Source organism: Paraniabella aurantiaca (genome assembly GCF_050309965.1).
Classification (GTDB): Bacteria; Bacteroidota; Bacteroidia; order Chitinophagales; family Chitinophagaceae; genus Niabella.
In genome coordinates, this window is record NZ_JBLOSY010000001.1 from 449,128 (window position 1) to 473,697 (window position 24,570).

The 24,570-nt window shown below is 43.7% G+C and carries 17 protein-coding genes; 8 read left to right on the top strand and 9 right to left on the bottom strand.

Translation table 11 applies throughout. The annotated features are described in order from the left end of the window. Positions 1 to 138 precede the first annotated feature (138 nt). Genes ACLOAU_RS02010 through ACLOAU_RS02030 form a run of 5 tightly spaced genes read left to right on the top strand, consistent with a single transcriptional unit; the run spans position 139 to position 6,754 of the window. Positions 139 to 1,797, top strand: a complete 1,659-nt coding sequence (locus ACLOAU_RS02010; RefSeq protein ID WP_427860147.1) for a hypothetical protein — start codon at positions 139 to 141, stop codon at positions 1,795 to 1,797. A 38-nt stretch (positions 1,798 to 1,835) separates the two neighbouring features. Beyond that, positions 1,836 to 3,734, top strand: a complete 1,899-nt coding sequence (locus ACLOAU_RS02015; RefSeq protein WP_427860148.1) for a SprB repeat-containing protein — start codon at positions 1,836 to 1,838, stop codon at positions 3,732 to 3,734. Positions 3,735 to 3,752: 18 nt separating this feature from the next. Continuing rightward, a complete protein-coding gene (locus ACLOAU_RS02020; protein ID WP_427860149.1) occupies positions 3,753 to 4,880 on the top strand; it encodes a hypothetical protein in 1,128 nt (375 codons plus the stop codon). A gap of 33 nt (positions 4,881 to 4,913) precedes the next feature. Beyond that, positions 4,914 to 5,717, top strand: a complete 804-nt coding sequence (locus ACLOAU_RS02025; RefSeq protein WP_427860150.1) for a hypothetical protein — start codon at positions 4,914 to 4,916, stop codon at positions 5,715 to 5,717. A gap of 44 nt (positions 5,718 to 5,761) precedes the next feature. Then, positions 5,762 to 6,754 (top strand): hypothetical protein, encoded by a 993-nt coding sequence (locus ACLOAU_RS02030; RefSeq protein WP_427860151.1) that lies wholly within the window; start codon positions 5,762 to 5,764, stop codon positions 6,752 to 6,754. Positions 6,755 to 6,797: 43 nt separating this feature from the next. Here the strand turns inward: ACLOAU_RS02030 and ACLOAU_RS02035 are convergent, their stop codons facing one another. Next, positions 6,798 to 7,874 carry an acyltransferase family protein gene (locus ACLOAU_RS02035; protein WP_427860152.1) on the bottom strand — a complete coding sequence of 359 codons (1,077 nt, stop codon included), beginning with the start codon at positions 7,872 to 7,874 and terminating at the stop codon, positions 6,798 to 6,800. 188 nt (positions 7,875 to 8,062) lie between these two features. On the opposite strand from ACLOAU_RS02035, the gene ACLOAU_RS02040 reads away from it, so the two are divergent. Then, positions 8,063 to 9,304, top strand: a complete 1,242-nt coding sequence (locus ACLOAU_RS02040; RefSeq protein WP_427860153.1) for a lysozyme inhibitor LprI family protein — start codon at positions 8,063 to 8,065, stop codon at positions 9,302 to 9,304. Positions 9,305 to 9,370: 66 nt separating this feature from the next. On the opposite strand, the gene ACLOAU_RS02045 is transcribed toward ACLOAU_RS02040, so the two are convergent. The 7 genes from ACLOAU_RS02045 to sucC all read right to left on the bottom strand — a co-directional run bounded on the left by ACLOAU_RS02045 (position 9,371) and on the right by sucC (position 22,352). Further along, positions 9,371 to 10,819 (bottom strand): TolC family protein, encoded by a 1,449-nt coding sequence (locus ACLOAU_RS02045; RefSeq protein WP_427860154.1) that lies wholly within the window; start codon positions 10,817 to 10,819, stop codon positions 9,371 to 9,373. Then, a complete protein-coding gene (locus ACLOAU_RS02050) occupies positions 10,806 to 13,967 on the bottom strand; it encodes an efflux RND transporter permease subunit (protein WP_427860155.1) in 3,162 nt (1,053 codons plus the stop codon). Before ACLOAU_RS02050 ends, ACLOAU_RS02045 begins: the two co-directional genes overlap by 14 nt. 87 nt (positions 13,968 to 14,054) lie before the next feature. Beyond that, entirely contained in the window at positions 14,055 to 15,152 is a 1,098-nt protein-coding gene (locus ACLOAU_RS02055; protein WP_427860156.1) for an efflux RND transporter periplasmic adaptor subunit, read from the bottom strand. Positions 15,153 to 15,278: 126 nt separating this feature from the next. Then, complete coding sequence (locus tag ACLOAU_RS02060; RefSeq protein WP_427860157.1) at positions 15,279 to 15,623, bottom strand: hypothetical protein; 345 nt, start codon at positions 15,621 to 15,623, stop codon at positions 15,279 to 15,281. Between the two features lie 226 nt (positions 15,624 to 15,849). Continuing rightward, entirely contained in the window at positions 15,850 to 17,289 is a 1,440-nt protein-coding gene (locus tag ACLOAU_RS02065; protein ID WP_427860158.1) for a SusD/RagB family nutrient-binding outer membrane lipoprotein, read from the bottom strand. A gap of 13 nt (positions 17,290 to 17,302) precedes the next feature. Further along, positions 17,303 to 20,959 (bottom strand): SusC/RagA family TonB-linked outer membrane protein, encoded by a 3,657-nt coding sequence (locus ACLOAU_RS02070; protein WP_427860159.1) that lies wholly within the window; start codon positions 20,957 to 20,959, stop codon positions 17,303 to 17,305. 181 nt (positions 20,960 to 21,140) lie between these two features. Further along, positions 21,141 to 22,352, bottom strand: coding sequence for an ADP-forming succinate--CoA ligase subunit beta (sucC, locus tag ACLOAU_RS02075; RefSeq protein ID WP_427860160.1), 1,212 nt, complete (start codon positions 22,350 to 22,352; stop codon positions 21,141 to 21,143). Between the two features lie 154 nt (positions 22,353 to 22,506). Between sucC and ACLOAU_RS02080 the strand changes: the two genes are divergently transcribed. Further along, on the top strand, positions 22,507 to 22,977 hold the full coding sequence (locus ACLOAU_RS02080; protein WP_427860161.1) for a hypothetical protein: 471 nt from the start codon (positions 22,507 to 22,509) through the stop codon (positions 22,975 to 22,977). A gap of 169 nt (positions 22,978 to 23,146) precedes the next feature. On the opposite strand, the gene ACLOAU_RS02085 is transcribed toward ACLOAU_RS02080, so the two are convergent. Beyond that, on the bottom strand, positions 23,147 to 23,596 hold the full coding sequence (locus ACLOAU_RS02085) for a GNAT family N-acetyltransferase (protein ID WP_427860162.1): 450 nt from the start codon (positions 23,594 to 23,596) through the stop codon (positions 23,147 to 23,149). A 143-nt stretch (positions 23,597 to 23,739) separates the two neighbouring features. On the opposite strand from ACLOAU_RS02085, the gene ACLOAU_RS02090 reads away from it, so the two are divergent. Next, positions 23,740 to 24,564 carry a purine-nucleoside phosphorylase gene (locus ACLOAU_RS02090; protein ID WP_427860163.1) on the top strand — a complete coding sequence of 275 codons (825 nt, stop codon included), beginning with the start codon at positions 23,740 to 23,742 and terminating at the stop codon, positions 24,562 to 24,564. Positions 24,565 to 24,570 lie beyond the last annotated feature (6 nt).

Sequence of the window (24,570 nt, forward strand, 5' to 3'; positions counted from 1 at the left end):
AGCGTTATCAAAAATAATAAGCAGAATACTACTGCTGTATCGCCCGAATGAGCGATGCGGTTTCATTCAATATCCTGTTTTTACAGGATAAGAAAAAGCTCATATACAGGGCACTTTTACAGAACAAAAAACAAGCAGATGAAAATATTTTTCATAGCAGGGTTAGTAATGCTAAATGCAGTTGTATCAGGCGTAAATGCCCAGGCCCCTGCCACCCAGTGGCAGCGTGCTATAGGTGGAGGTGGTGAGGAAAGTGCTTACTCCATTGAACTAACCCGTGATGGTGGTTATATAATTGCAGGAAGTACCAATTCAACCGATGGGAATCTGACCGGGGTGCCCGGATATTCGCAGGATGACTGCTGGATCGTTAAAGTGGCATCAAACGGTAATATTGAATGGCAAAAAAGGTATGGTAGTTCTGGCATTGATTTGATAAATGATATAAAACAAACTTCTGACGGCGGTTATATTTTCACTGGCAGAAATAACGCTAATGATATAGTAGATGGTGATGTTACAACCGGTTCGGGTGGTTGGCTGGTGAAATTGTCTGAAGCCGGGAATATAGAATGGCAGACTGTTGCAGGTTCAACAGGACGTGCTGTTAGCGAGGCCGCCGGCGGAGGGTATTGGGTAGGAGGAAGCAATTTTGTAGCTAAATATACATCAGACGGTATTAATGTATGGTTGTCTTTCTTGTCATACGCCGTTAACTCAATAGACGCCACTGCCGATGGCGGTGCGATTATTACAGGTGAAGCAACGACAGCCAATCGAGCAGACGTGAAGGTAGTTAAATTAAATAGCCAGGGCGCTGTTGTTGCAGATAAGGAATTGGGCACCCCGGGATACGAAGGAGGGCAGTCGGTTATTCAAACTTCGGACGGAGGATATATCGTTGCGGGCTATGCGTCTGGGGTAGATGTGGATCATGTTCATGGATATAAAGGCGGGTCGGATGCCTGGGTTGTTAAACTAAATAGTTTATTGGACACGGTGTGGACCCGGGCGGTTGGAGGAACCAACAACGATATTGCCAGGAAGATTATACAGGTGGAAGGAGGTTACATGGTTGCTGGCGAGACCGGATCAACAGATGGAGATATTACCGGATACAAGGGAGGTGCCAAAGATGCCTGGATTTTTAAATTAGACAATAACGGAAGTTTGCTTTGGCAGCAATGTTTGGGTGGAAGCTCCAACGATATCTTCTATGATATTTGCCGGGGAGCAGACGGAGGTTATCTGGCGGCAGGCCATACGTATTCAAATGATGGTGACATTTCTGGGGCACATGGCTCTGCCGATCTGTGGATGGTGAAGCTGGATGAGGACCAGGTATTGCCTGTCACATTTGGAACCATTGATGCCTTTCTGAGAAATGGCGCGCTTACGGTAAACTGGACTTCGCAAAAAGAAACCAATAATGCTTATTACCTTGTTGAAGCATCGAAAGACGGAAAGCATTTCGTAACGATCAGCTATAAAGTTTTTACCCAAGCCCTTGATGGTAACTCCGACATCCCGCTTCAATACGCATTTACCAAAAGCTACGTGGAATTACAGGGTCTGGCTCTGCTGTTCTTAAGCTTGTCAATAACATTTAAAAAACGCAAATCCTTATGGCTGTTGAGTTTCGTCATAATGGTGTGTACCCTGAGTGTCTTGTCTTGCAGAAAGAACGGTAATGATATCGCTGATAGCAGTGATCAGAATCTATACATACGCGTAGTACAGGTTGATGCGGATGGCCAAAAAAGTTATTCAAAAGTCATCACCGCTATTCGGCAATAAGCCCATTGATATCCATCTCTTTTCATAAAAACTATTATATGCAATTGCCGAAGTATTGTATGTTGATGAGCATCTTATTATTCCGGGTGATTCTATTTGCTCAAAGCGGTTCGCAAACCTTTGACGCATCCGGAACCTTTACGGTTCCTGCAGGGATTACAAAAATATATGTGGAGGCCTGGGGCGGCGGCGGAGGTGGCACGATCTCTACGATAGGGGCTGCTAATTACAGGTATTCCGGAAGCGGCGGCGGCGGCGGTGGTTTCTCCAGGGGGTATATTACCGTTGTTCCGGGTACTAGTATTAATGTTATTGTGGGTGCAGGAGGAGGGGTAGCCCTGGCGGGTGGAAGCTCTTCTGCAGGTGGGGTAGTGGCCGGGGGCGGCCAGGCAGCACGCTTTGAGCGAATAGGCAGTGCTGCGGTAAATACTTTTGGAGGTGCCGGTGGTACAGGTACTTTTCGAGGAGGCAATGGCGGCAATGGTGTGAGGTCGGATCCTGGTCAGTCATTTGGTAATGGTGGTGGTGGTGGCGGGTCTGCAACCAGAACAGCAAATGGTATGTCTGGTAGTGGCTACACGGGCGGCAGTGGCGAAGGAAACGGGGGAAGCGGCTCTATTGAATATATCATTTATACCATACCGTCAACTGCCGGCGCAGCTCCGGGCGGCGGTGGCGGCGACCATAGGAGCGGTGCTGACGGGCGGGTTATTATCAGCTGGACAGCCCCTGTGAATGCCGAAATAAGCAAGACGGATATTACCTGCTTTCAGGGGTATGGCACTGCCCGGGTTACTGCTTCGGGAGGTGACGGCACTTACGCCTATTTATGGACCCCGGGTAACCTGAGAACCGCCGAGGTCAATAATCTGTTACCCGGAGCATACACCTGTTTGATCACCAGTGGACATGAGCAAACAACCGTATCTGTTGAAATCTCCGAGGGGCCGCAAATGCCTGGCCTTATACCTACAGGAAATAGTAGTGCAACGGTTAATCAAACAGCCGATGGCAACTATAACTATTATTTATCAGGATGCAATACGGCTATTGCCATGATCAATACGACCAATACACCTGATCCCTTGAACGGTCTTACCACAGTAAGAGTTTGGGTAAATGAAACACAGGACCGAAGGTATGTAAGACGACATTACGATATACTGCCTCAGAATAATCCATCCAATGCTACCGCAAGAGTTACCTTATTTTTTAGCCAGGAGGATTTTGACAGCTACAATGCTACACGGCCTAAAATACTGTTACCGGTTGATGCCAATGATAGCCGCAATTACAGGGGAAATATCTACATTGAAAAGAGAAGTGGTAATGGCAACGGGGTAATAAACCAGTATACGGGGGCTCCTGTAACGATACATCCGCAGGAAGTTGTTTGGGATAATGTTGCCAACCGTTGGGAAGTTGTTTTTTTTACAACCGGATTTAGTGGATTCTGGCTGAAAGCCGGAGATGAACCCATAGCGCTGCCCGTAATTTTTGGTGCGGTAGAGGCTTCTGTTAGTAATGGTATATTAGCAGTGAACTGGACATCGCAGGCCGAAACCAATAATGCTTATTTCCAGGTAGAATCATCGGCCGACGGCAATTCTTTTACTATTATCAGCGGTAAGATAGTAACGCAGGCAGAGGACGGTAATTCGAGTGTTCCGCTTCAATATCGCTTTGCGCGCACTTACGCCGGGACTGTTGGCGCTTCCATATTTATTTTACTGTCGTTGCTAAGTTGTCGCAGTCGTAGGCTTTGGACACGACTATACCTGCTCTTTTCATTACTGATATGGGCATTCTTTGCGTGCAACAAATCCGCTAATGATCTTTTGGATACCAGCCGGAATGATGTATTCGTGAGGATCGTACAAACCGACAAAGATGGAGTAAAAACCTATTCTAAAACAATTAAAGCTATTAAACAATAACCCTCTAAAAAAATGATCATGAAAAAAACTATGCTCCAACTCTCCATAGTGCTTGTATTATTTGCCTGTACAAAAAGAGATAAACTATCAACTGACAATGATGTATATACCCCAAAAATAGCAAACGAAAAACTTGCAGTCAAGGGTGACAAAGCCCGTGAAGCCGATGGCACGTTACTAAAGCAATTGCCGGTGAACACTCATATCAATGAAGAGGTTGAAAAGCATTTAAGTGAAATACTGGAGCCCGTTCGTAACCAGTTACAAAAAGCAATTGAAAGTGACGGAACCGGTAATTTCAAAAAATATGAAGCAGCCGTGGCATATGCAAAGAGTTTAAAAGATCCTGAGCTGCAGATCCGGGCAGTGGAGCGTTTGCGAAAAGAGTTCTATCCCTTTATTAAAGAATTGTGGGAGAAAGCCGCTATCGACGAAAAAAAATTTCAACAGGCAATATTAAATATTTTTCCGGAGAACCTTAGAAAAGGGATACAGTTCCAGGAGTTTTTGAATTTTACGATGGGGCCTTCCGAAAAGCCAGAGCCACCCATTCCGCCGGCTCCGCCTGCACCCGAAAATATCTGTGTTAATGTACACGACTTTATGCAGGGCGCCTTTTGGAGGGATGGCTTATTAGTGGGCGGTGTACGAATTTCCATCAGGCCAACGGATGGAAGCAGCGCTGCGTTTGCCACGGTAACTACTACGGCTATCAGTGCAGGTGCTTACACCGGCTGTTCCTGGCTACTCAATAGCATCGCCATGCCCGGAACATTCCCCATTGATGCCAGGCCAATAAGGTATAAGAAAGCTATTAACTGGACAGCTAATGCAACAGCTGTTGCTGTTTTGGGCGGCGCCTGGTCTACTATTGCTTATACCATTAATGCAAACACCGATAAGTTTACGGATCCGGGTGGCGAGATCTATACCGCTGTAGCCCCGGTAATTTTCGTTTGTGTATTACCTAAATCCGCTGCTGTTAGCGATGAACAATTGCTTAGTAAAGTACAGTTGAATACATTGAATTTCGGTGGAGTGGCTTATGCCCAGTCTAAGAGTATATTGATACTGTCTCCGGCTTTCTCTACGGCCACATCCACTATTAGCATAGCGCCGGGGAAGTGGACCGCCTGTGAAGAGTAAAGCAAATGATCTCGTTACCAATTTTAAATTATAATGAAAACAATTTTTAAAAGGATCTCTTCCTGTACAATAGTTTCAATGATGTTCTTGTTGGTGTCCTGTACAAAATCGGATGATATTGCAAAGCCAGGCGAAGCAGCAAAGGAATACAAACTTTCTGAGGTGATTCGCATATCAGCTTCGGGTACTGATACCACAACGATTATATATAAAGGCAACGAAGTAATACAAACCACCCGTTATTCCAATAATACCTCTGTATATACAACAACATATACCAAAGGCAATGGATTTTACAATAGTTCGGTCGTTGTTAATAATCAACCTTCTTTTTCAGGCTATATGCGGGTACATGCCAATGGCTTTATAGACTCTGTATATAGTATGAGGGCAGATAAAACGATCAATAATATCAGCAACTACTATTATGATAATGCAGGCTACTGTACCAGGATGACCAGTAATTATATTACTTATGAGAATGACTACAATATGTACTATGAAAACGGCAACTATAAATACTGGATCAATCATTTCAGGAATTTTACTACGCCTTCACAAAACCGGCGGGATTCCATTGTATTTGAATTCACTGTTATCCCCGATAAGCTGTCTTATAAAACCAGCCTGGCTGACCGGTTTGGAAAAGCTTTGAAAAACCTGGTGCAGAAAAGGAGCTACTATAATCGCTTAACCCGGTTACTTTACCAAACCTGGGAGTATCAGTATCAGGTAAACGAAGCCGGACTGGTAACTGAAGAAGTATGGAATATTTATGATCAACCGGCTGCAAAGCTTATCCGCACAGATACTTCGAGGATGAAATATAGTTATTGAGCCGTTTGTTTAAACTTATTATATCAATCAATAAATAGAAAGTTATGAAACGGATTCAGGCTACACTGTTAGTGGTACTCGCGTTGAGTACATGGGCTTTTATTGCCGTTAGGGACATTATTAACGAATTGGGTATTAAGCATAGTAATGCCCAAAACTATATTTTAAAGAACCTGGTGGGGAATTTTGATGCCACACCGATCGGAAGCGATGCCGTAGAAGATGTAGGAGGAAGTTCTTTAGATGCGCAATTAAAATCATTTAAAGTACCGTATATACGCAACCTGAAAAGCATGGTTGCAGGTGATAAAGCCGCGGTAGCCAAAGATGTTTGTAATTATGTAAAAGAGTATATCAATAGCCATGAGTTTATTGAAGCGTATACGGAGCTTCGGGCTAAAACAAAACCGGTTTCGGAACCCCCGCGGTTATCCCTGGCAGAAGTTCAGAATATTGAAAAAAGTTTAGTACAGGCTGAGAAGGCGCTGACGCAGGCAGCTGGATATATGACCAAACAGCAACTGGCCGAAGCAAAAAAAGCCATTGCAGAACAAAAGCTACAGATACAACAGCAAAAAGATCCTACACCTAATAAAACACGGTGGGAAAAAATGTACCCGGCCGATCCGGCGGTAATGGTAAAGAAACGTTTGCAGGAGTACCTGGCATTAGCAGCAACAGTTGACTTTAAAGCGGAAATAACTGGCTCTGGCGGCAGCCGCACATTTGTTAACCCTGCTTATGAAGCCAGACCGGTAAAATGGAAAGTGATTTATAGAGCCGGTAAAGAGGTGAATGATGTGGTTACCGGCTTTGTAAAACAATGGCTGGCGGGCGAAATAATTGCAAAGGAGAAAACGACAATGACCCAATACAAAGACGTTGCTATGTCATCGGGCAAGGGCAATGGTAGCGCTGGTGGCGGTAAGCAACAGGAGCGGGACGAAGATTCCGGCGATAACGAAAGCATTGTAGCCGGAAAGGCTAAAGAAGTGAAGAATCTTTTCAAAAAAGTGAAGCAAAAAATTGTAGAGTAGCCGGTGGATTTTACAATTTAACCAACCATAAACAGCAACTATCTTAATCTATTTTTCTTCTTAAATATTTCCGGATAGGAATGTCCAACCCGATCATAATGATGTAGGCGAATACAATGAGCAGTACGGTTCCAATAGGGATCACTACCCACATTTGATCCATTGAAAGCGGATGTTTTTCCAGGTAACTTAAGAGCAGCCATAGTATGGGATAATGCACCATGTATAATGGATAGGAAATAGCACCTGAAAATTCGCAGATCTTTTTCGCCCTTCCCTTCAATGAAATACCAGCGCCTAAAGCTACAATTAAAGGAAAATAAAGAATAACGATCAACGGATCCACAAAGGGAGCGGTTGCTGTTGTATAAGGCACCAGGAAGGATGCCAGCAGTAAAATGCTAATGAAGGTAAATCCCAGCCGGTTGTTGATGATCCATTTAAAACGGTACACACACATTCCTGCAAGAAAAGAATAGAGTACCCTGATGCCACCGCCCCAGAAATTATCGCCACTCCAACCCACACCAATATATCCTGATTTGTAAGACTCGTAGCCAAGAAGAAATGCTGCAGCAATCATTAGCAGCAGCAGGCCATATCTCTTCAGCCTGTAAAACAGTAAGGCATAAAAGATATTGGCAATATATTCCCAGAACAGCGACCAGGTAGGCGGGTTGAGATGGAATAGGTTAAAATAGCGTTCCTGCACCAGGGGGTAGGGGATTAATGTGCTGCCCGAGATAAACATCAGCATCGCATTCTTTAAGCCGTACTGTTGATAGAGATTACTATAAGGATCGAACACAAAAGCGATCAGGCCAATAACCGAGCCGATGACAACCAGGGGATGGAGACGAATCAGGCGAAGCTTAAGAAAACGCCCCAATCCAATCTCTTTGATCTTTTCATCATAGGCATAGGTTATTACGAAACCCGAAAGGCAAAAGAAAAAGTCTACTGCCAGGTAACCATGCCCGATAAAACTATCTTCATATTTAGGTGCTGCAAACTCCATAAAATGGAATACCACTACAGCTATGGCAGCTATACCCCTGAGGCCATCAAGGGTTTCGAAATGCTTTTTTGTATTTAAGAGCTCTGTGCCGGTTAAAGACATGTTTAATTTTTTCTGCCGGCAGGGGGGCTGCCTATGGCGGTTAAAAACAATCAGTTTGCAAAAGAAGTCATTCATATGCAAACACAGCCTGTTTTTTTGTACCATTTTTTCGCTTTTTTGTATTAATTTCTGTAGTCTTTTGGGGCCGGTATAATCTCTATCTTCGTTATAAGATCAATCAATCATTCATGCGCATATGTAGCTTATTTATTTTTTGGACCATTTGTAATGTTGGATTTACCCATGCTCAGTCTACCGTGGAGTGCGTGCAGAAAGCAAATGCTTTATACGAGCAGGATAAAAAGCAGGAAGCGAAGGTCTTATATGAGAAGGCGGCGCTATTGAATAACGCAGATGCTCATTTTTATTTAGCATACAGGTATGCCCTGGCCGATAATGATCGCGTTTTTCATTTCAAGCAAGCAGCTTTGAAGGGGCATGGAGAGGCCATGAGCTATTTTTTAGATGAGGCTTTTTTCAGGCAAAACAATTTATTTAAAGCTGATCTTTTTTCGATACTAGCCGTCTATGAGAAAGGAAAGCAAGCCAACCCGGCAATGCAATTTTACAACGAAGCAGGACGTATCAGGAGTATTAAATATGCTGCCGAAGCCGGACCCTTTGACGCGAATGCTTTCGTGAAAAAATATGACATTGATACGGGTAAAATGAATCAGTTTTATTCGGTCTGGGAAATAGCTGAAGCGGCTTCGCAACGGAAAGGGCGCTTTGCCGATGTGGATAATAAACTGCTTTTGCAATTGATCAGTCGTGGCGGCGGTGTACCCGCTGAATTAATGATTGCTATAGATACGGCCTACCAAGTGTGGAAGGGGAAGCAGCAGTTTGAATTTAATATATGCCACTATGTAACCAGCGGTTATGGTATGGGCTACTGTGCCAGGAGAGGTGCCGCTGACAGTGAAGTTCAAATCCATAAAAGGCTGAGCCTGCTGACGGCCCGTCTTAAAAATGGAAGCGGCAAATACCTGAAGCAGTCTTATAAAGCTACTGCCAACTTTTTGGAGGCAAAGGTATGGAACGAAGAGTTGCATGGAGGCAGTGGCTATGCAGCCTGGGCAACGGAGTCTTTAGTAAAGCAAAAAAATGAATTTGTACAACTGATAGAAAATTTGAACAGCGGAAAACTGCCTAAGGGTGTAGCAGAGATGAAGGATAATGATGCACGGTTGAATGCGGTGTATAACGATGTATTAATAAAGCTTAGGAAAAAACCGCTGACAGATTTTAATACAGAAGTGAATGCAGATGGACTGAGAAAAACGCAGAGACTTTGGATCCCTTACCGCGATGAAACAGCGGCGCTATTATATGCGATGAGACCGGATGTAAAAAAACAACAGTGGCTGAACTGGATCACTGAACAACGTATAAGGGAACTGGCCGCTTTACTTCAATATCAGCAATAGCCTCTAAATAAATAGCAGCGTCACTTTCGTTCCGCTGCTATTTGAAACCCAACATAAAAAATCTGGCTACGATCCAACGGCTCCGCCGCCCAGGGCTTTATATAGTTGTATCAATATGTTCACGTGATTACGCTCTGTCTTGATTAAATCCATCTCTGCATTGATCTTACTTTTTTGTGCTGCGATAATTTCAAGGTAAGTTGCATAGGCGTTCACATAAAGATCCTGCGATACATGCAAGCCTTTATCAAGAGCCGATACTTCCTTTCTTTTTTCAGTTAAAATCTGTTGGTTATTGGCGATATAGCTGAGTAAGGTTTTCACTTCCTGAAAGGCCCCATTAACCGTTTTCTGGTAGTTAAGAAAAGCAATTTCCTGTTCGGCTGTTGCTACTTTAAAGCCTGCTTTTAATTGACGTTTCTGAAATACCGGAGCAGTAAGGCCTCCAATCAACTGATAAGCTATAGAAGTGGGGTTAAACAGTTTCTCCGCGTTGAATGAGTTGAACCCTGCAAAAGCGCCGATTGTCAGGCTGGGGAAGAAGGCTGCCCGGGCGGCTTTAGCGTCGGCATGTGATGCAGCCAGTTCATGATAGGACATCCTGATATCGGGTCTGTATTCCAGCAGCTGGTTGGGGTTGCCATGTTGCGCCAGGTATTGGATAGACCTGGTATCGATGGAAGCACCTCTTTTAATAGCGCCCGTATAGCTGCCGGTAAGTTCCAGTAATTTGTTTTCTGTAGCTACAATTTCCTGTTTGATGCTATATAAGGAAGCCTTTGTATTAGATAGTTGTGCATCAAACTGCTGAACCGCCAGCTCGGTAGCCCTTCCTACTTCTTTATGTATCTTTACTACTTCCAGCGCTTTTTCCTGTAGTTTGATATTCTGGTTCAGGATCGACACTTCTTTATCCAGCATAACTAACTCATAGTATAAGGTTGCCGTATGCGTTACCAGCGCTGCATTCAGTAAATCCTTTCCCTGCTGAGTGGCCAGGAATCTTTCCATAGCCGCACCTTTTAAACTGTTCAGCTTTCCCCAAAGGTCAATTTCCCAGGAGGCGCTCAATCCCAGCCAGTAATCTGGAGTGATGAAAGTAGGTATCTGCTGGCTGTTATCAATATTAGGTGAGAGGTTGGTGTCGAAGTTACCAACCCCTTCCATAGTATGTTTACCATAGTGCGTTCCGGAAGCCCTTAAACCTGCAGTAACTGAAGGCAGGAGCGCTCCTTGCCTAGCTTCCAGGTAAGCCGTAGCTATTTTAATTCTCTCCGAGGCGATCTTGTTGTCCAGGTTGTTGGTAAGTACCTTATTGATCAGGGCGATAAGGTCGGGATCCTGGAAGAAGTCGCTGAAATGCAGTCTCGCAACATTATTAGAATCGATCGGCATTTTAGCTTCGTATGCATCTGGTAAAGGTTTTATTTCTTTTACCGAGCTCAGCTTTGGGGCGTTACAGCCAAAGGCCAGTAATGAGATGCTAACCGGTATGATTATTTTATTTCTTTTCATTGTCTGCATTTTGAGATTGGGGTAATGACACTACAACTGGTTTTTTCTTTTTCCTTTCTGACAGCCGGGCAAAAAGCACGTACAGTCCGGGTATGATCAGCAGACCAAATAGGGTACCAATCAACATACCACCGGAGGCTGCCACACCTATTGACCGGTTACCATTGGCACCGGCGCCTGATGCAATACAAAGCGGGATCAGCCCGGCGATGAAGGCAAAAGAAGTCATCAGGATAGGCCTTAATCTTTGCGTAGCTCCTTCTATCGCTGCCTCCAAAACCGGCTTTCCTTCTTTGCGACTTTGTATAGCAAACTCAACAATAAGAATAGCATTTTTACCCAGTAGGCCAATCAGCATCACCAGGGCAACCTGGGCATATATATTATTGTCAAGTCCTGCCATTTTAAGGAAGATGAAAGAACCGAATATGCCTGCAGGTAAACTAAGGATTACCGGTAGCGGAAGCAGGAAGCTTTCGTACTGTGCTGCCAGTAGCAGGTACACAAACAAAAGACATAAGGCAAAAATGTATACAGCCTGGTTGCCTGAAAGTATTTCCTCCCGGGTCATGCCACTCCAGTCAAAATCATATCCGCGTGGTAGTTTTTCAGCGGCTACTTTTTCAACGGCCTTAATAGCATCGCTACTGCTGTATCCGGGAGCCGGTTCTCCATTGATCATGGCGGAGGTAAACATATTATAACGGGTAAGCTGCTCCGGACCATACAGGCGTTCGAGCCTGATGAAAGAAGAAAAGGGGACCATCTCTCCATTGCTGTTTTTTACGTATTGATTCAATACGTCCTGCGGCTCTGCCCTGAACTGTGGGCCTGCCTGCACCATCACTTTGTACATCTGGTTAAAACGGATGAAGTTGGTGGCATAGTAGCTACCCAGCAATGTTTGCAGGGTACCCATGGCATTATCAACAGTAACATTTTTTTTGGCCGCCATGTCGTAGTCTACATGTATCAGGTATTGCGGGAAGGTGGCATCAAAACTGGTAAAAGTATTGGTTACTTCTTCAGTGCTATTGATGGCCTGAACAAATTCTTTGGTGATGTCTGAAGTTTCACCAATATCTCCGGCTCCCTTATTGAGCAGGCGTAATTCAAAACCGCTGGTATTACCAAAGCCCGGTACAGTTGGTGGCGCAAATACTTCCACCCTGGCGTCGGTTAATGTAGCAACGCGCTGTTCAATTTCCTTAATCACTTCAGCAACGCTTCGCTCCCTGTCATTCCACGACTTAAGATTGATCATACCCATACCATAGGAAGCCCCGGCGATTTCGTTGGTAAGACTATAGCCTGCCAGGGTGGTAACGCTTTCTATTTCTTCAATGTCCCTGGTAGCATTATTTAAATCGTCGAGGATCTTCTCGGTACGTTCAACAGTGGCTCCCTGAGGTGTGGTCACGTTTACGTATACCATTCCCTGGTCTTCCGTTGGAATAAAACCTCCTGGTAATACGGCTCCTGCACCCCATGTAAGAATAAAGAATGCTACAAGCATGCCTAGTGTAATGATGTTTTTACCGGCAATGCGCTTTAAAACGGATTGGTATTTTGAAGTCGTCTTGTCAAATCCGCGGTTGAAAGAGTTGAAGAAACGGCCAAGCCAGCTTTTCTTACCAGGAGTAGTATGTTTTAACATGATAGCGCAGAGTGCCGGAGTGAGTGTTAATGCATTAATACCCGAAATAACGATGGAGAAGGCCAGGGTTAATGAAAACTGGCGGTAGAATACGCCAACGGGACCGCTTAGAAATGCTACGGGTACAAATACCGCAGACATTACGAGGGTAATGGCGATGATAGCGCCGGTGATCTCTTTCATAGCTGCAATAGTTGCTTCCAGCGGAGGCAGGTGCTCTTCCACCATTTTTACGTGCACGGCCTCTACAACTACGATGGCATTATCCACTACGATACCAATAGCCAGAACCAGTGCAAACAAAGTAAGCAGGTTGATAGAGAAGCCTAGCATTGACATACAGGCCAGTGTGCCTATAAGAGCCACAGGCACTGCTAATACGGGTATAAGGGTAGAACGCCAGTCCTGGAGAAAAATGAACACCACTACGCCCACTAAAAGAAAAGCTTCTATTAATGTTTTTAAAACGGCGCTTATGGAAGCGTCTAAAAAGCGGGATACATCATAAGCATAACTGTACTCCATGCCAGGAGGGAAGGAGGAGCCTTTTAATTCTTCCATTTTGGCTTTGATATTATCGATCACTTCGCTGGCATTCGATCCCGGACGTTGCTTGATCATGATAGAAGCCGCGGGCTTTCCATCGCTTTTGGATACCATGCTATAGCTCATAGCGCCAAACTCAACATCTGCTACATCTTTCAGTTTTAATATAGAACCATCGCTATTGGACCTGATCGCAATATTTTCATACTGCTTAGGCTCAGAGAATTTACCGGTATAGCGAAGCACGTATTGCAGGTCGCTCTTGGTTTTGCCGGAGCTTTCGCCGGTTTTTCCAGGTGCTGCCGAAACATTCTGCTGACGCAATGCAGTGATCACCTCATCCGTTGAAACGTTGTAGGCGCGCAGCTTTTCGGGGTTCAGCCATACCCGCATCGCGTAGTCTTTGGCACCCATAATCTCTGCACGTCCCACTCCATCAATACGTTTTAACTCTTTGAGAATATTAATATCGGTAAAGTTGAAGATGAAGTCCTCATCGACATTTTTGTCAGAACTAGTGATGTTCAGGTACATCAGCATGCTGTTTACTTCTTTCTCTGTGGTAACACCGGCTTTAATCACTTCTTCGGGAAGCTCGTCCAGTACTGTAGTTACCCGGTTTTGTACATTCACTGCCGCCACATCTGGGTCTGTGCCTACCTGGAAATAAACCGTGATCATGGTAACGCCATCGTTACCGGTTACGGTAGACATATAAGTCATGCCCGGAACACCATTAATAGCACGTTCAAGAGGAAGCGCAACCGCATCTACAGATACTTCGGCATTGGCGCCGGTGTAACGGGCTGTTACGGCTACCGAGGGAGGTACGATATCGGGAAACTGGGTGATAGGTAGCTGGAAAAGTGCCAGTACACCAATTAATGTTATAATTATTGAGATGACCAGTGATAGCACGGGTCTTCGTATAAAAGTTTCAACCATGTTATAGCTTTCAGGTAAATAAAATGATGATGCAGGGCTCAATCATTACTAACCGAGCCGTTTGCATATATTATATGGATAAGATGATTAAGCCGAGCGCGGCGTAATTTTGTCGCCCTCTTTTACGGTTTGTATACCTTCGTACAGGATCTTGTCTTTGGGCTGCAGACCATCGGTAACCACGTAGTAGCCGGCCAGTCTTTGAGAGATCTGTATACTTTTCATGCGTACGATGTTGTCTTTATCTACCACAAAAACATAGTTCTTATCCTGTATTTCAAAAACGGTTTTCTGAGGTAATAAAATAACATCCTGTAAGGGGCGGGTGATCAGGAGTTTACCTGATGCTCCATGTCTTAAGCGGCCGGCCGGGTTAGTGAATTTTGCTTTGTAAGCTATATTACCGGTATTTTCATCAATCTCACTTTCGGCTGATTGCAGTTCACCCTCCTGCGGGTATTGTGAACCGTCGGGTAAAACAAGATTAATTGCCACGATATCTTTATTATCGTTAACTCCGTTTTGTATCTGGAAAAATTCATTCTCAGATATATTGAAGTAGGCATAAACGGTACTGATATCCGAAAGAGTAGTTAAAAATGAGCTGGTGGTAATAAGGCTTCCCTCTTTTAATGGAATACGGTCAACAATACCATCGAAAGGTGCTGTGACACTGGTGTATTGTATGCGCTGGTTAACGGCGTTTTTATCGGCCAGCGCCACATCGGCTTTAGCCAGCAGTGCTTTGTATTTGGCAGTGACGAGGTCTAATTCGGTTTTGGCAATAATACCCTTCTCCACTAATGTTTGCACACGTTCTACTTCTACCTGTGCTACCCGCGCATCGGCCATGGCGCTTTTATAGGCCGCCGTAGTTTTATTGAGCTCTATTCTTAATTCGCTGTCATTTATTTTAAATAATAGCTGTCCTTTTTTTACATGCTGTCCTTCTTTGATATAAATCTTATTAAGTATACCGTCAATGCGCGAGTGAATTTCGACATTCTTACCTGCCTGTATATCGGCAACGTAAGGGATGCTTAGCGTAGTGTCGCGCTTGGCGATGGTAATCACCGGGTAAGCTTTGTCCTGGTCTTTATTAGCCTTTTCCTGCGACATGCTTTTGCATCCGGCTGCTAAAAATAATATAACACTATATAAGAAAAACTTTTTTTGCTGATTCATGATTAAATTTTAAGAATAGAAGATCCTGCCGGAGTGTAAACTCTGGTGAATAAAACAGGCGAGAAGAGTCCTTCCTGTTAAAAGGTTCAACGCTTATGCGTTGCACAACGCGAAAAGGAGGGAGAATCAGTAAATGTAATAGAGGTGTAAATGCCCGAAACCCGCTAGTTGCCTGGGCTGGTTCGATACGGCGCCGAAAAGTGACGATTGATATATGGCAGATGCAGCGTCGGTAAAATCGTAATAAAAGGCAGCGGTTCTTTTAGCAGCCGCTCCTTTTAAATTAAGATTACGATATTTTAAGATGATGAGATCATCAACAGCTACATCCTGGTGGTCACCTTTATTATTAGATTGATGTTTATTGTCACCACACTTCAGCGGCCCTTTGTACGTAACCATATCGATGGTTTCGAAAGAGCTGCCAAAAAGAAGTAAAAGAAATAACAGTATGTGTGTTACGCGATTCATGAAGTCTTTTACAACAACGGGTATTGGCTAATGCTTAATCCTGAATGTTCGCAAACATAAAAGATAAGGTTGAGAAATTCAAGTGAACCTTGATTTTTTTTACATAGCACTTATACCCGCATGCGACAAAAGACAAACAAAACAAATATTGAAAGGTTCACGAATGATAAAGTTTATTTATAAAAAAAGCCTGAAGTTCATTCAGGCTTATGTAGTAACAACTGATTTAAAATTTTTGCCACCAGAGCTTAGTGCCTTTGGTATCGCCGCCAATAGCCTGGGCGGCTGCATTTTTGTTAGCCCGGTTTGTATTGTTCTCTGCTGTTGGGTAGGTGATGCGATTGGGTACCATTGACACGGTAGGATCTAAAGAACCTGCTACAGGAGCAATAAAAAGAGGTGTGCCGTCCGGCTTGTTGAAGTTTAATCTTACACGTTCAAACCACGACTGCATCCCCTGCATATAAAAGGCCAGCCACTTTTGGGTGCCGATACTATTTTTCCAGCGGTCTGTATTGTAAGGGACTCTTTCCAGGTAGGTCGTAGCATTGTCTGTCGATACACCCCAGAAATTCATACTTTCTCTGATGCCATTGTTATAAAACGTGGCTGCGCTTCCGGTAGTTATATTTCTGGCGGCGGCTTCCGCTTTTAGAAACAGTGCCTCAGAAGCCGTAAAGAGAATACCAGGAAAGTTGGGACTATAAACTCTTGAGGAAGGTTTCGAAAAATTATTCGCATCTGATGCGTTATTGTCGCCCGATGCATAAGGAGCACCTTTGTAAACACCAGCCACAGTTCTGACATACATTGGCAAGCGGGGATCGCCCGTGGCAACCATATAATCAATTAATGTGGATGTTACCACAAACTGTACAGGATCCCGCTCTATATTATTGTAAGGAAAAGCCTCTGTAGCATTGCTGGTATAAGGAAATAGTGCATTATCTGCGTTGCTCTCAATAACACCGCCCGCAATCGCTTTTTCAATATATGGCTTAGCGGTAGCTTCATCCACATTGCTCATGCGCATAGCCATCCGAAGCATAAGCGAATTAGCAAACTTCTTCCACTTAGCCACGTCGCCTTTATATAATACGTCACCGGTTGCAAAGGAAGGATTTGATGGGTTGAGCTGCGCCTGGTACCCGTCTAATTTTACAAGAAGGTCTTTATAAATAGTTGCTGCATCATCGTACGCCGGTAAGGGCTGTTCGCTTATAGCTTCTGAATAGGGAACATTGCCAAAAGCATCAGTAAGCATGTGAAAGACCCAAACACGCAGCACGCCTGCAACGGCATTCTGATTGGCTGCTGTTGCCTGGTTAGTAGCACTTTCGTTAATGATCTCTATTTCTTTTAATGCCGGCAGTACCACAGAATACATGGACCATAAGTTTGCAGAGCCTGCATCAGAAGAGCTATACCGGCTGTCTTGCTTAGAATCGGTTCCTGCCCAGTACTGCGCATAGTGCATTCCTACACGGTTATTGGTAAAAGTATTATATAGGATGTCTGAAGCTTTCTTTTCCGCGAAAAGTATCAGCTGTGATGTAGTGGCATCGGTGGGTTTGGTAGGGTCAGTGTTAAGCTCTTCGAATTTGCTACAGGAGCCAAGCGAAGCTAAAAAAAAGATGCTGGAAATTATATATAGGTATTTCATCATTAATAGTATTGAATTAGAAAGCAATGTTGAGATTTAAACCAAAGGAACGTACAGAGGGCAGGGCACCTCCCTCGAAGCCTTGTATGTTGCCCGAACCATTTGCCAAATTGGAAGGATCTACATTCGGCGCATTAGACTTAATTAGCCATAGGTTTCTTCCATACAATGAAAGAGTAATATTGTCGGAGCTGATTTTTTCCGACCATGCTTGGGGTAGCTGGTAACCCAACGTTACTTCTCTTAAATAAATGTAGCTGGCGTCATAAATGTTAGCGCTATGCACATTATTATTTCTTCCAAAATTTGCCTGATAGTAGGTTTTAGCAGGAACATTCATAGCGTAAGGGGCGTAGCTGCCATCAGCCTGCTTCACTACACCAGATACCGGCACACCGTTTTCCCTGACACCGTTTTCCGCTGTTTCGGCCAGCAGGCCCGAATATTTGCCATACATATTAGTGTAGGAAAAGAATTTGCCACCCTGGCTGAAGTCAATAAGCGTTCTTAAAGAAATATTCTTGTAAGTAAAAGAATTGGTAACACCTCCTACGAAATCAGGATACACGCTGCCAAGAGGAACTGTTGTACTGGTTAGCTGATACAGACCTGCAGAGTCCAGTATCTTACGTCCCTGGTTATCGTATGCATAATCAAATCCATACAACGTACCAAGGGGCTGGCCTTTCACTGCAACTAAAGCTACCGGGGGAGTCATTCTTCTTTCCTGGCCTATCACAACCCGGTCGGTAATTTCCTGTCCATTTTGCGCCAGATCGAGAACCTTATTGATATTTCTGGAGAAATTAACTGCAATATTCCAGCTAAAGTTTTGAGACTTTACGGGCGTTCCGTCAACCCGTAATTCAATACCTCTGTTATTGATTTTACCAAGGTTAATAATGGAGTTGGTAAAACCTGTTGTTTGTGATACAGGGATGGAGATAATCTGGTTTTTGGTAATGCGATCATAATAAGTAAAGTCTATACCAAAGCGGTTATTGAACATTTTCAGTTCTATACCTGCTTCTTTTTCCGTACTCATTTCAGGCAGCAAGTTGGGGTTTCTCCGGGTGGGATCAACCCCTGTCATTGATTGCCCGCTGAATTGAACAGGAGCCTGGTATACGGTAAACAGGTTAAAAGGGTCAGTATCGTTACCTACCTGTGCAATACCTGCCCTTAACTTACCAAAGTTTAACCACTCTGCATTTTTGATCCAGTCAGAAAAAATGATAGATGTTGAAGCTGAAGGGTAGAAGTAAGCACGCGGACGACCGTTGCGTAACAAGGTAGATGACCAGTCGTTTCTTCCCGTTAACTCAAGGAATACACTATTAGTAAAACCAACAGTCGCTGTTCCAAATACCGAATTGATCTGTTTGCGTGGATTTTGCTCTGTTATTAAAACCGGCCCGAGGCTGTTGGTCAGGGTGTATACTCCCGCAGAACCTAAGCCGGTGGTTGTACTGCCCGTAAATAATCTGGCGTCCTGACGCATAATATTGCCACCTACTGTTACATTAACATTAAACTTCTCGCCGATATCTTTTCTTACGTTTGCGGTAGCGAGGTAGTTCATTTCTTTAAAGTCTATCGTATTGCGCAGGTAGCTTCCTGGTAAGTAGCCTTTAGCAGACCTCTCCTCCTGTACAGTGTTATAGGTATCCATAAAAACCTTGGTGCTCAATGTAAGCCAGTCTGTAGCAGTATAGTCGAGCCCTAAGGATCCGAATACACGGCTTCTGCTGTCATTCTGGTATTCTTCGAATCGGGTCCAGTATGGGTTGTTCGAAAATGCCAGCGTGTCATTAGCAAATGAACGCCTGTTCCAGCTTCTCTGGGTACCGTCAGCATATTTATAGTCGCTCATCCTGTTCATATCCCACTGGCGCTGTCCATACTCGCTAAAGAGCATCATCATGTTTTGGCCGGTAAAACCTGTGCCAGGTCTGCCTTTAGCTTCAGTGTAGGCATATCGTACACCTGCTGAAGCGATCAGATCATCTGTTATTTTATACGTTCCGTTGATCCCTGCATTGGTACGTGCTAATTTTGAATTGGGTAATACGAAGCGTTGCCTGGTATCTGCAAATGCGATACGTATAGATCCTCGGTCATTACTTCCTCCCATACTGATACTATTGGTGATGGTAAGTCCGCTTTGGAAAAAGTCCCTCACGTTATTTGGTTGAGGTGACCACGGAGCCGTAACACCAAAATCCGGATTGCCTTTGTTTTTGTCGAATGACCAGTAATGCCTTACCAGCCTTCCGTCTAAACGTGGTCCCCAGGATTCATCCACACTGAATTCAGGCATTAAATCATATCCGCCCTTAACGGGGTCGTTATAGGTAGCTGCGCCTGCAGATAAAAAGTAATCAGGGTTTTTGCTCTGCCATAGTGTATCGAATTTCCCGTTACTACCCCCTCCATAAAGGTTTTGATATTCCGGTAAAATATACACTTTGTCTGACTGTATATTTAAGCTGTAGTTAACTCCGAAATTTTTAGCGCCGGCCGATTTTTTGGTGGTCACCAAAACCACACCATTTTGTCCCCGGCTTCCATAAAGAGCGGTGGCAGCCGCACCTTTTAGTACGGATATCTGCTCAATATCATCAGGGTTTATATCCTGGATGGGATTGCCGTAATCAAAACCCCCACCACCAATTTGCTGACCGTAGGAGTTTGTATTTAAGTTGCTGAAAGGGATGCCGTCAACAATAAACAGGGCATTGTTGTCACCCTGAATAGATTTAGGACCACGTATGTTAACTTTGGTAGAGCCGCCCATCGAGCCGCTGTTAGTTAAAATTTGAACACCAGCTACACGCCCCGCTAAGTTATTTACGAAGTTTACTTCTTTGGCCGTTTGGATATCGCTGCCATCTACCTCCGATACTGCATATCCAACCGCCCTGCTTTTCTTGGAGATGCCTAATGCTGTTACGGTTACCTCTTCGAGTTGTTCGGGTGTAGTTTGCTGCAATTGTATCGTTAATGCATTAGCGGTTGTAAGTGTTCGTTCCTGCGCTGCAACACCAACGGCCGAAAAACGCACTTTGGCATTGGGGATAAAAGGGATGGAGAAACTACCATCAATTCCTGCAGTGTATAATTTCCCATCGGGATATTCAATACTGGCAGCAGGCAGGGGCTCTCCTGCACTGTTAGTTACGGTACCTTTTATAAAAATAGTGTCTCCTGTATTAGATACTGCTGCAGTTGTGGTTGCGCTGTCGGCACCATTAGCGGCTGTGGCATTGTTGGTTTGCACAGCCGATTGTTTTTTTACCGAATCAACCACCGTCTGGGCCTGGCCGGTGATGGAGTCTTTAATACTACTGCTCTTTTTCCAGCTCCCTACTTCAATCTCGCTGTTGTCTTTTATATTGATCAGAATGCTGTCTGCAGCCGGCACAACAAAAGACAGGTTTAAATTCAGCAGGCTATTTCTTATTTGTACAGAATCTCCCCGGGTGGCTTTTAAACTAAAAATGCCTTCCGTATTTGTTATGGCAGTGTCGGCAGAACCTGTTTTAAAAAGATAAGTATCGCTTAAGCCGATACCGGTTTTACCGATAACTTTTCCGTTGATATTTTGAGCCTGTACAAAGTTGAAAGAGGAGAGAAGGAATACAAAGAAGAGTATTCCTCGGTTTAGCTTCAATAACATAGTTTGTTCGATAAGGTTTAGTGTAAGTTTTTCTATTGCCAGCCTACCGCTACAATAACTTGGCCAAAGCCGGCGGCAGGGGATTAGAAATTCGTTAAAAACCAAAAACAAAAAAGCCTGTAAGAACCTCTTACAGGCTTTTAATAATAAAATTTAGCTGCTTATATATGTATTATTAAGCTACTGCTTTCTTTACAAGATCTGCTGCTTCGCTTAAGAGAATCGCAGATTGTACTTTCAGGCCGCTTTCATCAATTAGCTTCTTAGCTTCTGTAGCATTGGTTCCCTGCAATCTAACGATGATAGGGATTTCAATATTGCCAAGGTTTTTGTAGGCCTCAATAACACCAGCAGCTACACGATCGCAACGAACGATACCGCCGAAGATATTGATCAGGATAGCTTTTACTGCAGGATCCTTCATAATGATCTTGAACCCAGCTTCAACAGTTTGTGCATTGGCAGTACCCCCTACATCAAGGAAGTTAGCTGGCTCACCACCGCTTAATTTGATCATATCCATAGTAGCCATTGCAAGCCCGGCCCCGTTTACCATACAACCTACATTGCCATCCAGTTTTACAAAGTTCAGGTTGTGCTTACCTGCTTCTACTTCTGTTGGATCTTCTTCCGTAATATCTCTTAAAGTGGCCAGGTCGGCGTGACGAATCATCGCGTTATCATCCAGGCTCATTTTACAATCTACTGCAATGATCTTATCGTCGGCAGCCTTGAACAATGGGTTGATCTCCAGCATGCCGCAATCTAATCCTACATAAGCGTTATATAAATTGATCACGAACTTTACGCAGTTCTTAAATGCTTCACCTTTTAATCCCAGGTTAAAAGCAATTTTTCTTGCCTGGAATCCCTGAAGACCGCCTGAAGGATGAACAAACTCTTTGAATATTTTTTCAGGTGTATCATGCGCCACATCTTCGATGTTCATACCGCCTTCGGTACTGTACATGATCACATTTTTACCACTTGAGCGATCTAACAAAATAGAAAGATAAAACTCCTGTCTTTCGCTAGGTCCATCATAGTACATGTCCTGGCCTACAAATATCTTGTTTACTACTTTACCCGCAGGTCCCGTTTGAACGGTTACAAGGGTACCACCCAATATGCCCTGTGCAAACTCCTGTATGTCTTCTAAAGATTTCGCAACTTTTACACCATTTATGCCTGTTTCTTTTACAGTTCCTTTTCCGCGACCGCCGGCATGGATCTGTGCTTTTACAACAGCAAACTTACTGCCGCTGTCAGTTTTTATCTTACGGTAGGCTTCTTCAGCTTCCTGAACAGAACTGCATGCGTAGCCTTCCTGCACCGGAACATTGTATTTTTTTAATAACTCTTTCGCCTGATATTCATGAAGGTTCATAGTAAAAAACTTTTGGCACGAAGATAAGAGGAAAGTTTAAAGTTTGTATTCAAAGTTTGACCTGGTGTTCTGCTTCACAGAATGAATCGGGCATTTCGTCGAATATTGCTTTTTTGTAAACAATGTTTTTGCAACTTCAGCTTAAATTTTTAATATGAAATGCTTAAACATTAAACTATTATTAGTGAGTTTAACCACCATGGGATTGGGTATGGCTGCAGATGCCCAAACGACAGCGGTTTCCAAAGATTCGATCAAGGTGTTACAGTATAATAAGGACCTGGCAAAATTAAATGTAGACTTATACGAAGAAAAAATAAAGCTGGCCCAAAACCAGAACGATCTGGTCGATCTCAAAACGGATTTACAGAAAGCAAATGAAAAAGCGGCACAGTCAGCGGCTGATAGCAAAGAAGCGGCAGCAAAGATGTCGGCAAATGTAGGTGACCCGGGTGCGGCTAAAAAAGCGAAAAAGGACGCCGACCGTGCATCCAGCGATAATAAGCAGGCGGTGAGATTAACATCCAAAGTGGCTGATAAAGAAGAAAGTTTGGCGAAGTCGGAAAAGAACATCACCGAAATACAAAAAAAGATCGACAAGCTGAATGCTCAATATAACAAGTAATTGCTCCGTACATATAAAGAAGAGTCTGCAAATATGGGCAGGCTCTTTTTAATTTCATTGAGTGCCGATTTCCCGTGAATGCCTGCCCTCGTGTAAGGGCAGCGCCTCAACAATGTTTAAATGCCTTTTTGATATATTACCTGTTATGGGTAACTATTAACTGCAATGGTTACTTCTCAGTTTGTTGCAGGCGCAGTTTTAACAAAGGATAGTCGAAACCGAGATCGTCTTTTGCTGATCGTTCTGAAACAACAAATCCCGATTTCTTATAGAACTGAACAGCCTGCTCATTTTGTTCATTCACATCTACCTGGCAGGCTCCCAATTTACGTAATGCAAACTGAAGCAATTCCTTACCCAGTCCTTTGCCTATATATTCCGGGGCCAGGAACAGCATTTCTATTTTTCTCTCAATTACGGATATAAAACCCGCTATTTTATTTTCAACAATCAGGCAATGCACATTCAGCTTTGCAAAAGGTATTTGCGCTACAATGTTTTTAATGGCGTCAAAATCTTTTCGTGACAAAAAATGGTGCGTGGCCGATACCGATCGTTCCCAAACCAACAGCACCGATGGTTGATCTGATTCTTTATATTCCCTGATCTGAAATTTCATACAATAATCCCTCCCTGTTGCGCCGGACAAACTGTTTTGTCTTAAAATATTAATAAAACTAGCGGCTGCAAAGGTATTAACGTTTTGAACTTCTGCTAAGCTATTCCCTTTCACTATATTTGCTCACTTAAAATAATATCCGTATGAGTGAGGTTATTGTACAAAAAGTAAATGAAACAGCTGCTTTTTTAAAAGCTCAATATGAAGGGCAACCCAGGGTGGCGATCATATTGGGAAGCGGGCTGGGCAATTTTGTACAAAAAATAAAGATAGAAAAGGAAGTGCCTTATACTGATATACCCCATTTTCCGGTGTCTACGGTTAAAGGACATTCGGGTAAATTGATCTTCGGCGAGCTTTCGGGTAAAAAGATAGTGGCCATGAGTGGCCGGTTTCATTATTATGAAGGCTATACTCCGCAGGAAGTGGTATTCCCGATAAGGGTATTAAAAATGCTTGGCGTACAAACGCTTTTACTGAGCAATGCGGCGGGCGGTGTTAATGAGGCCTTTAGTGTGGGAGATATTATGATTATTAACGATCATATCAGTTTCAGTACGCCTAACCCGCTTATAGGTAAAAATATAGAAGAATGGGGTACCCGTTTTCCCGATATGAGCGAACCCTATAAAAAGCATTTGATTGCCAGGGCCAAAGAAATAGGCCAGGCTGCTTCTATTAAATTACATGAAGGCGTTTATTTTGTGGTAACAGGACCTACTTTCGAAACCAGGGCCGAATACCGGCTGATAAAAATTGTAGGGGCTGATGCAGTGGGGATGAGCACGGTACAGGAGTGCATTGTAGCGAACCACATGGGAATGGAAGTTTTTGCAGTGAGTGTTATTACAGACCTGGGTATCAGGGATGAAGAAAATGTGATTACCCATGAGGAAGTGTTGGAAGCTGCTAACGCAGCCGAGCCTAAACTGGCACATTTATTCACTGAATTGATAAAAGCTTTATAGAGATTC

Excerpts from the sequence above, each read along its gene's own strand:
- ACLOAU_RS02010 (WP_427860147.1), top strand. The coding sequence starts at position 139 with ATGAAAATATTTTTCATAGCAGGGTTAGTAATGCTAAATGCAGTTGTA.
- ACLOAU_RS02015 (WP_427860148.1), top strand. The coding sequence starts at position 1,836 with ATGCAATTGCCGAAGTATTGTATGTTGATGAGCATCTTATTATTCCGG.
- ACLOAU_RS02020 (WP_427860149.1), top strand. The coding sequence starts at position 3,753 with ATGAAAAAAACTATGCTCCAACTCTCCATAGTGCTTGTATTATTTGCC.
- ACLOAU_RS02025 (WP_427860150.1), top strand. The coding sequence starts at position 4,914 with ATGAAAACAATTTTTAAAAGGATCTCTTCCTGTACAATAGTTTCAATG.
- ACLOAU_RS02030 (WP_427860151.1), top strand. The coding sequence starts at position 5,762 with ATGAAACGGATTCAGGCTACACTGTTAGTGGTACTCGCGTTGAGTACA.
- ACLOAU_RS02035 (WP_427860152.1), bottom strand. The coding sequence starts at position 7,874 with ATGTCTTTAACCGGCACAGAGCTCTTAAATACAAAAAAGCATTTCGAA.
- ACLOAU_RS02040 (WP_427860153.1), top strand. The coding sequence starts at position 8,063 with ATGCGCATATGTAGCTTATTTATTTTTTGGACCATTTGTAATGTTGGA.
- ACLOAU_RS02045 (WP_427860154.1), bottom strand. The coding sequence starts at position 10,819 with ATGAAAAGAAATAAAATAATCATACCGGTTAGCATCTCATTACTGGCC.
- ACLOAU_RS02050 (WP_427860155.1), bottom strand. The coding sequence starts at position 13,967 with ATGGTTGAAACTTTTATACGAAGACCCGTGCTATCACTGGTCATCTCA.
- ACLOAU_RS02055 (WP_427860156.1), bottom strand. The coding sequence starts at position 15,152 with ATGAATCAGCAAAAAAAGTTTTTCTTATATAGTGTTATATTATTTTTA.
- ACLOAU_RS02060 (WP_427860157.1), bottom strand. The coding sequence starts at position 15,623 with ATGAATCGCGTAACACACATACTGTTATTTCTTTTACTTCTTTTTGGC.
- ACLOAU_RS02065 (WP_427860158.1), bottom strand. The coding sequence starts at position 17,289 with ATGATGAAATACCTATATATAATTTCCAGCATCTTTTTTTTAGCTTCG.
- sucC (WP_427860160.1), bottom strand. The coding sequence starts at position 22,352 with ATGAACCTTCATGAATATCAGGCGAAAGAGTTATTAAAAAAATACAAT.
- ACLOAU_RS02080 (WP_427860161.1), top strand. The coding sequence starts at position 22,507 with ATGAAATGCTTAAACATTAAACTATTATTAGTGAGTTTAACCACCATG.
- ACLOAU_RS02085 (WP_427860162.1), bottom strand. The coding sequence starts at position 23,596 with ATGAAATTTCAGATCAGGGAATATAAAGAATCAGATCAACCATCGGTG.
- ACLOAU_RS02090 (WP_427860163.1), top strand. The coding sequence starts at position 23,740 with ATGAGTGAGGTTATTGTACAAAAAGTAAATGAAACAGCTGCTTTTTTA.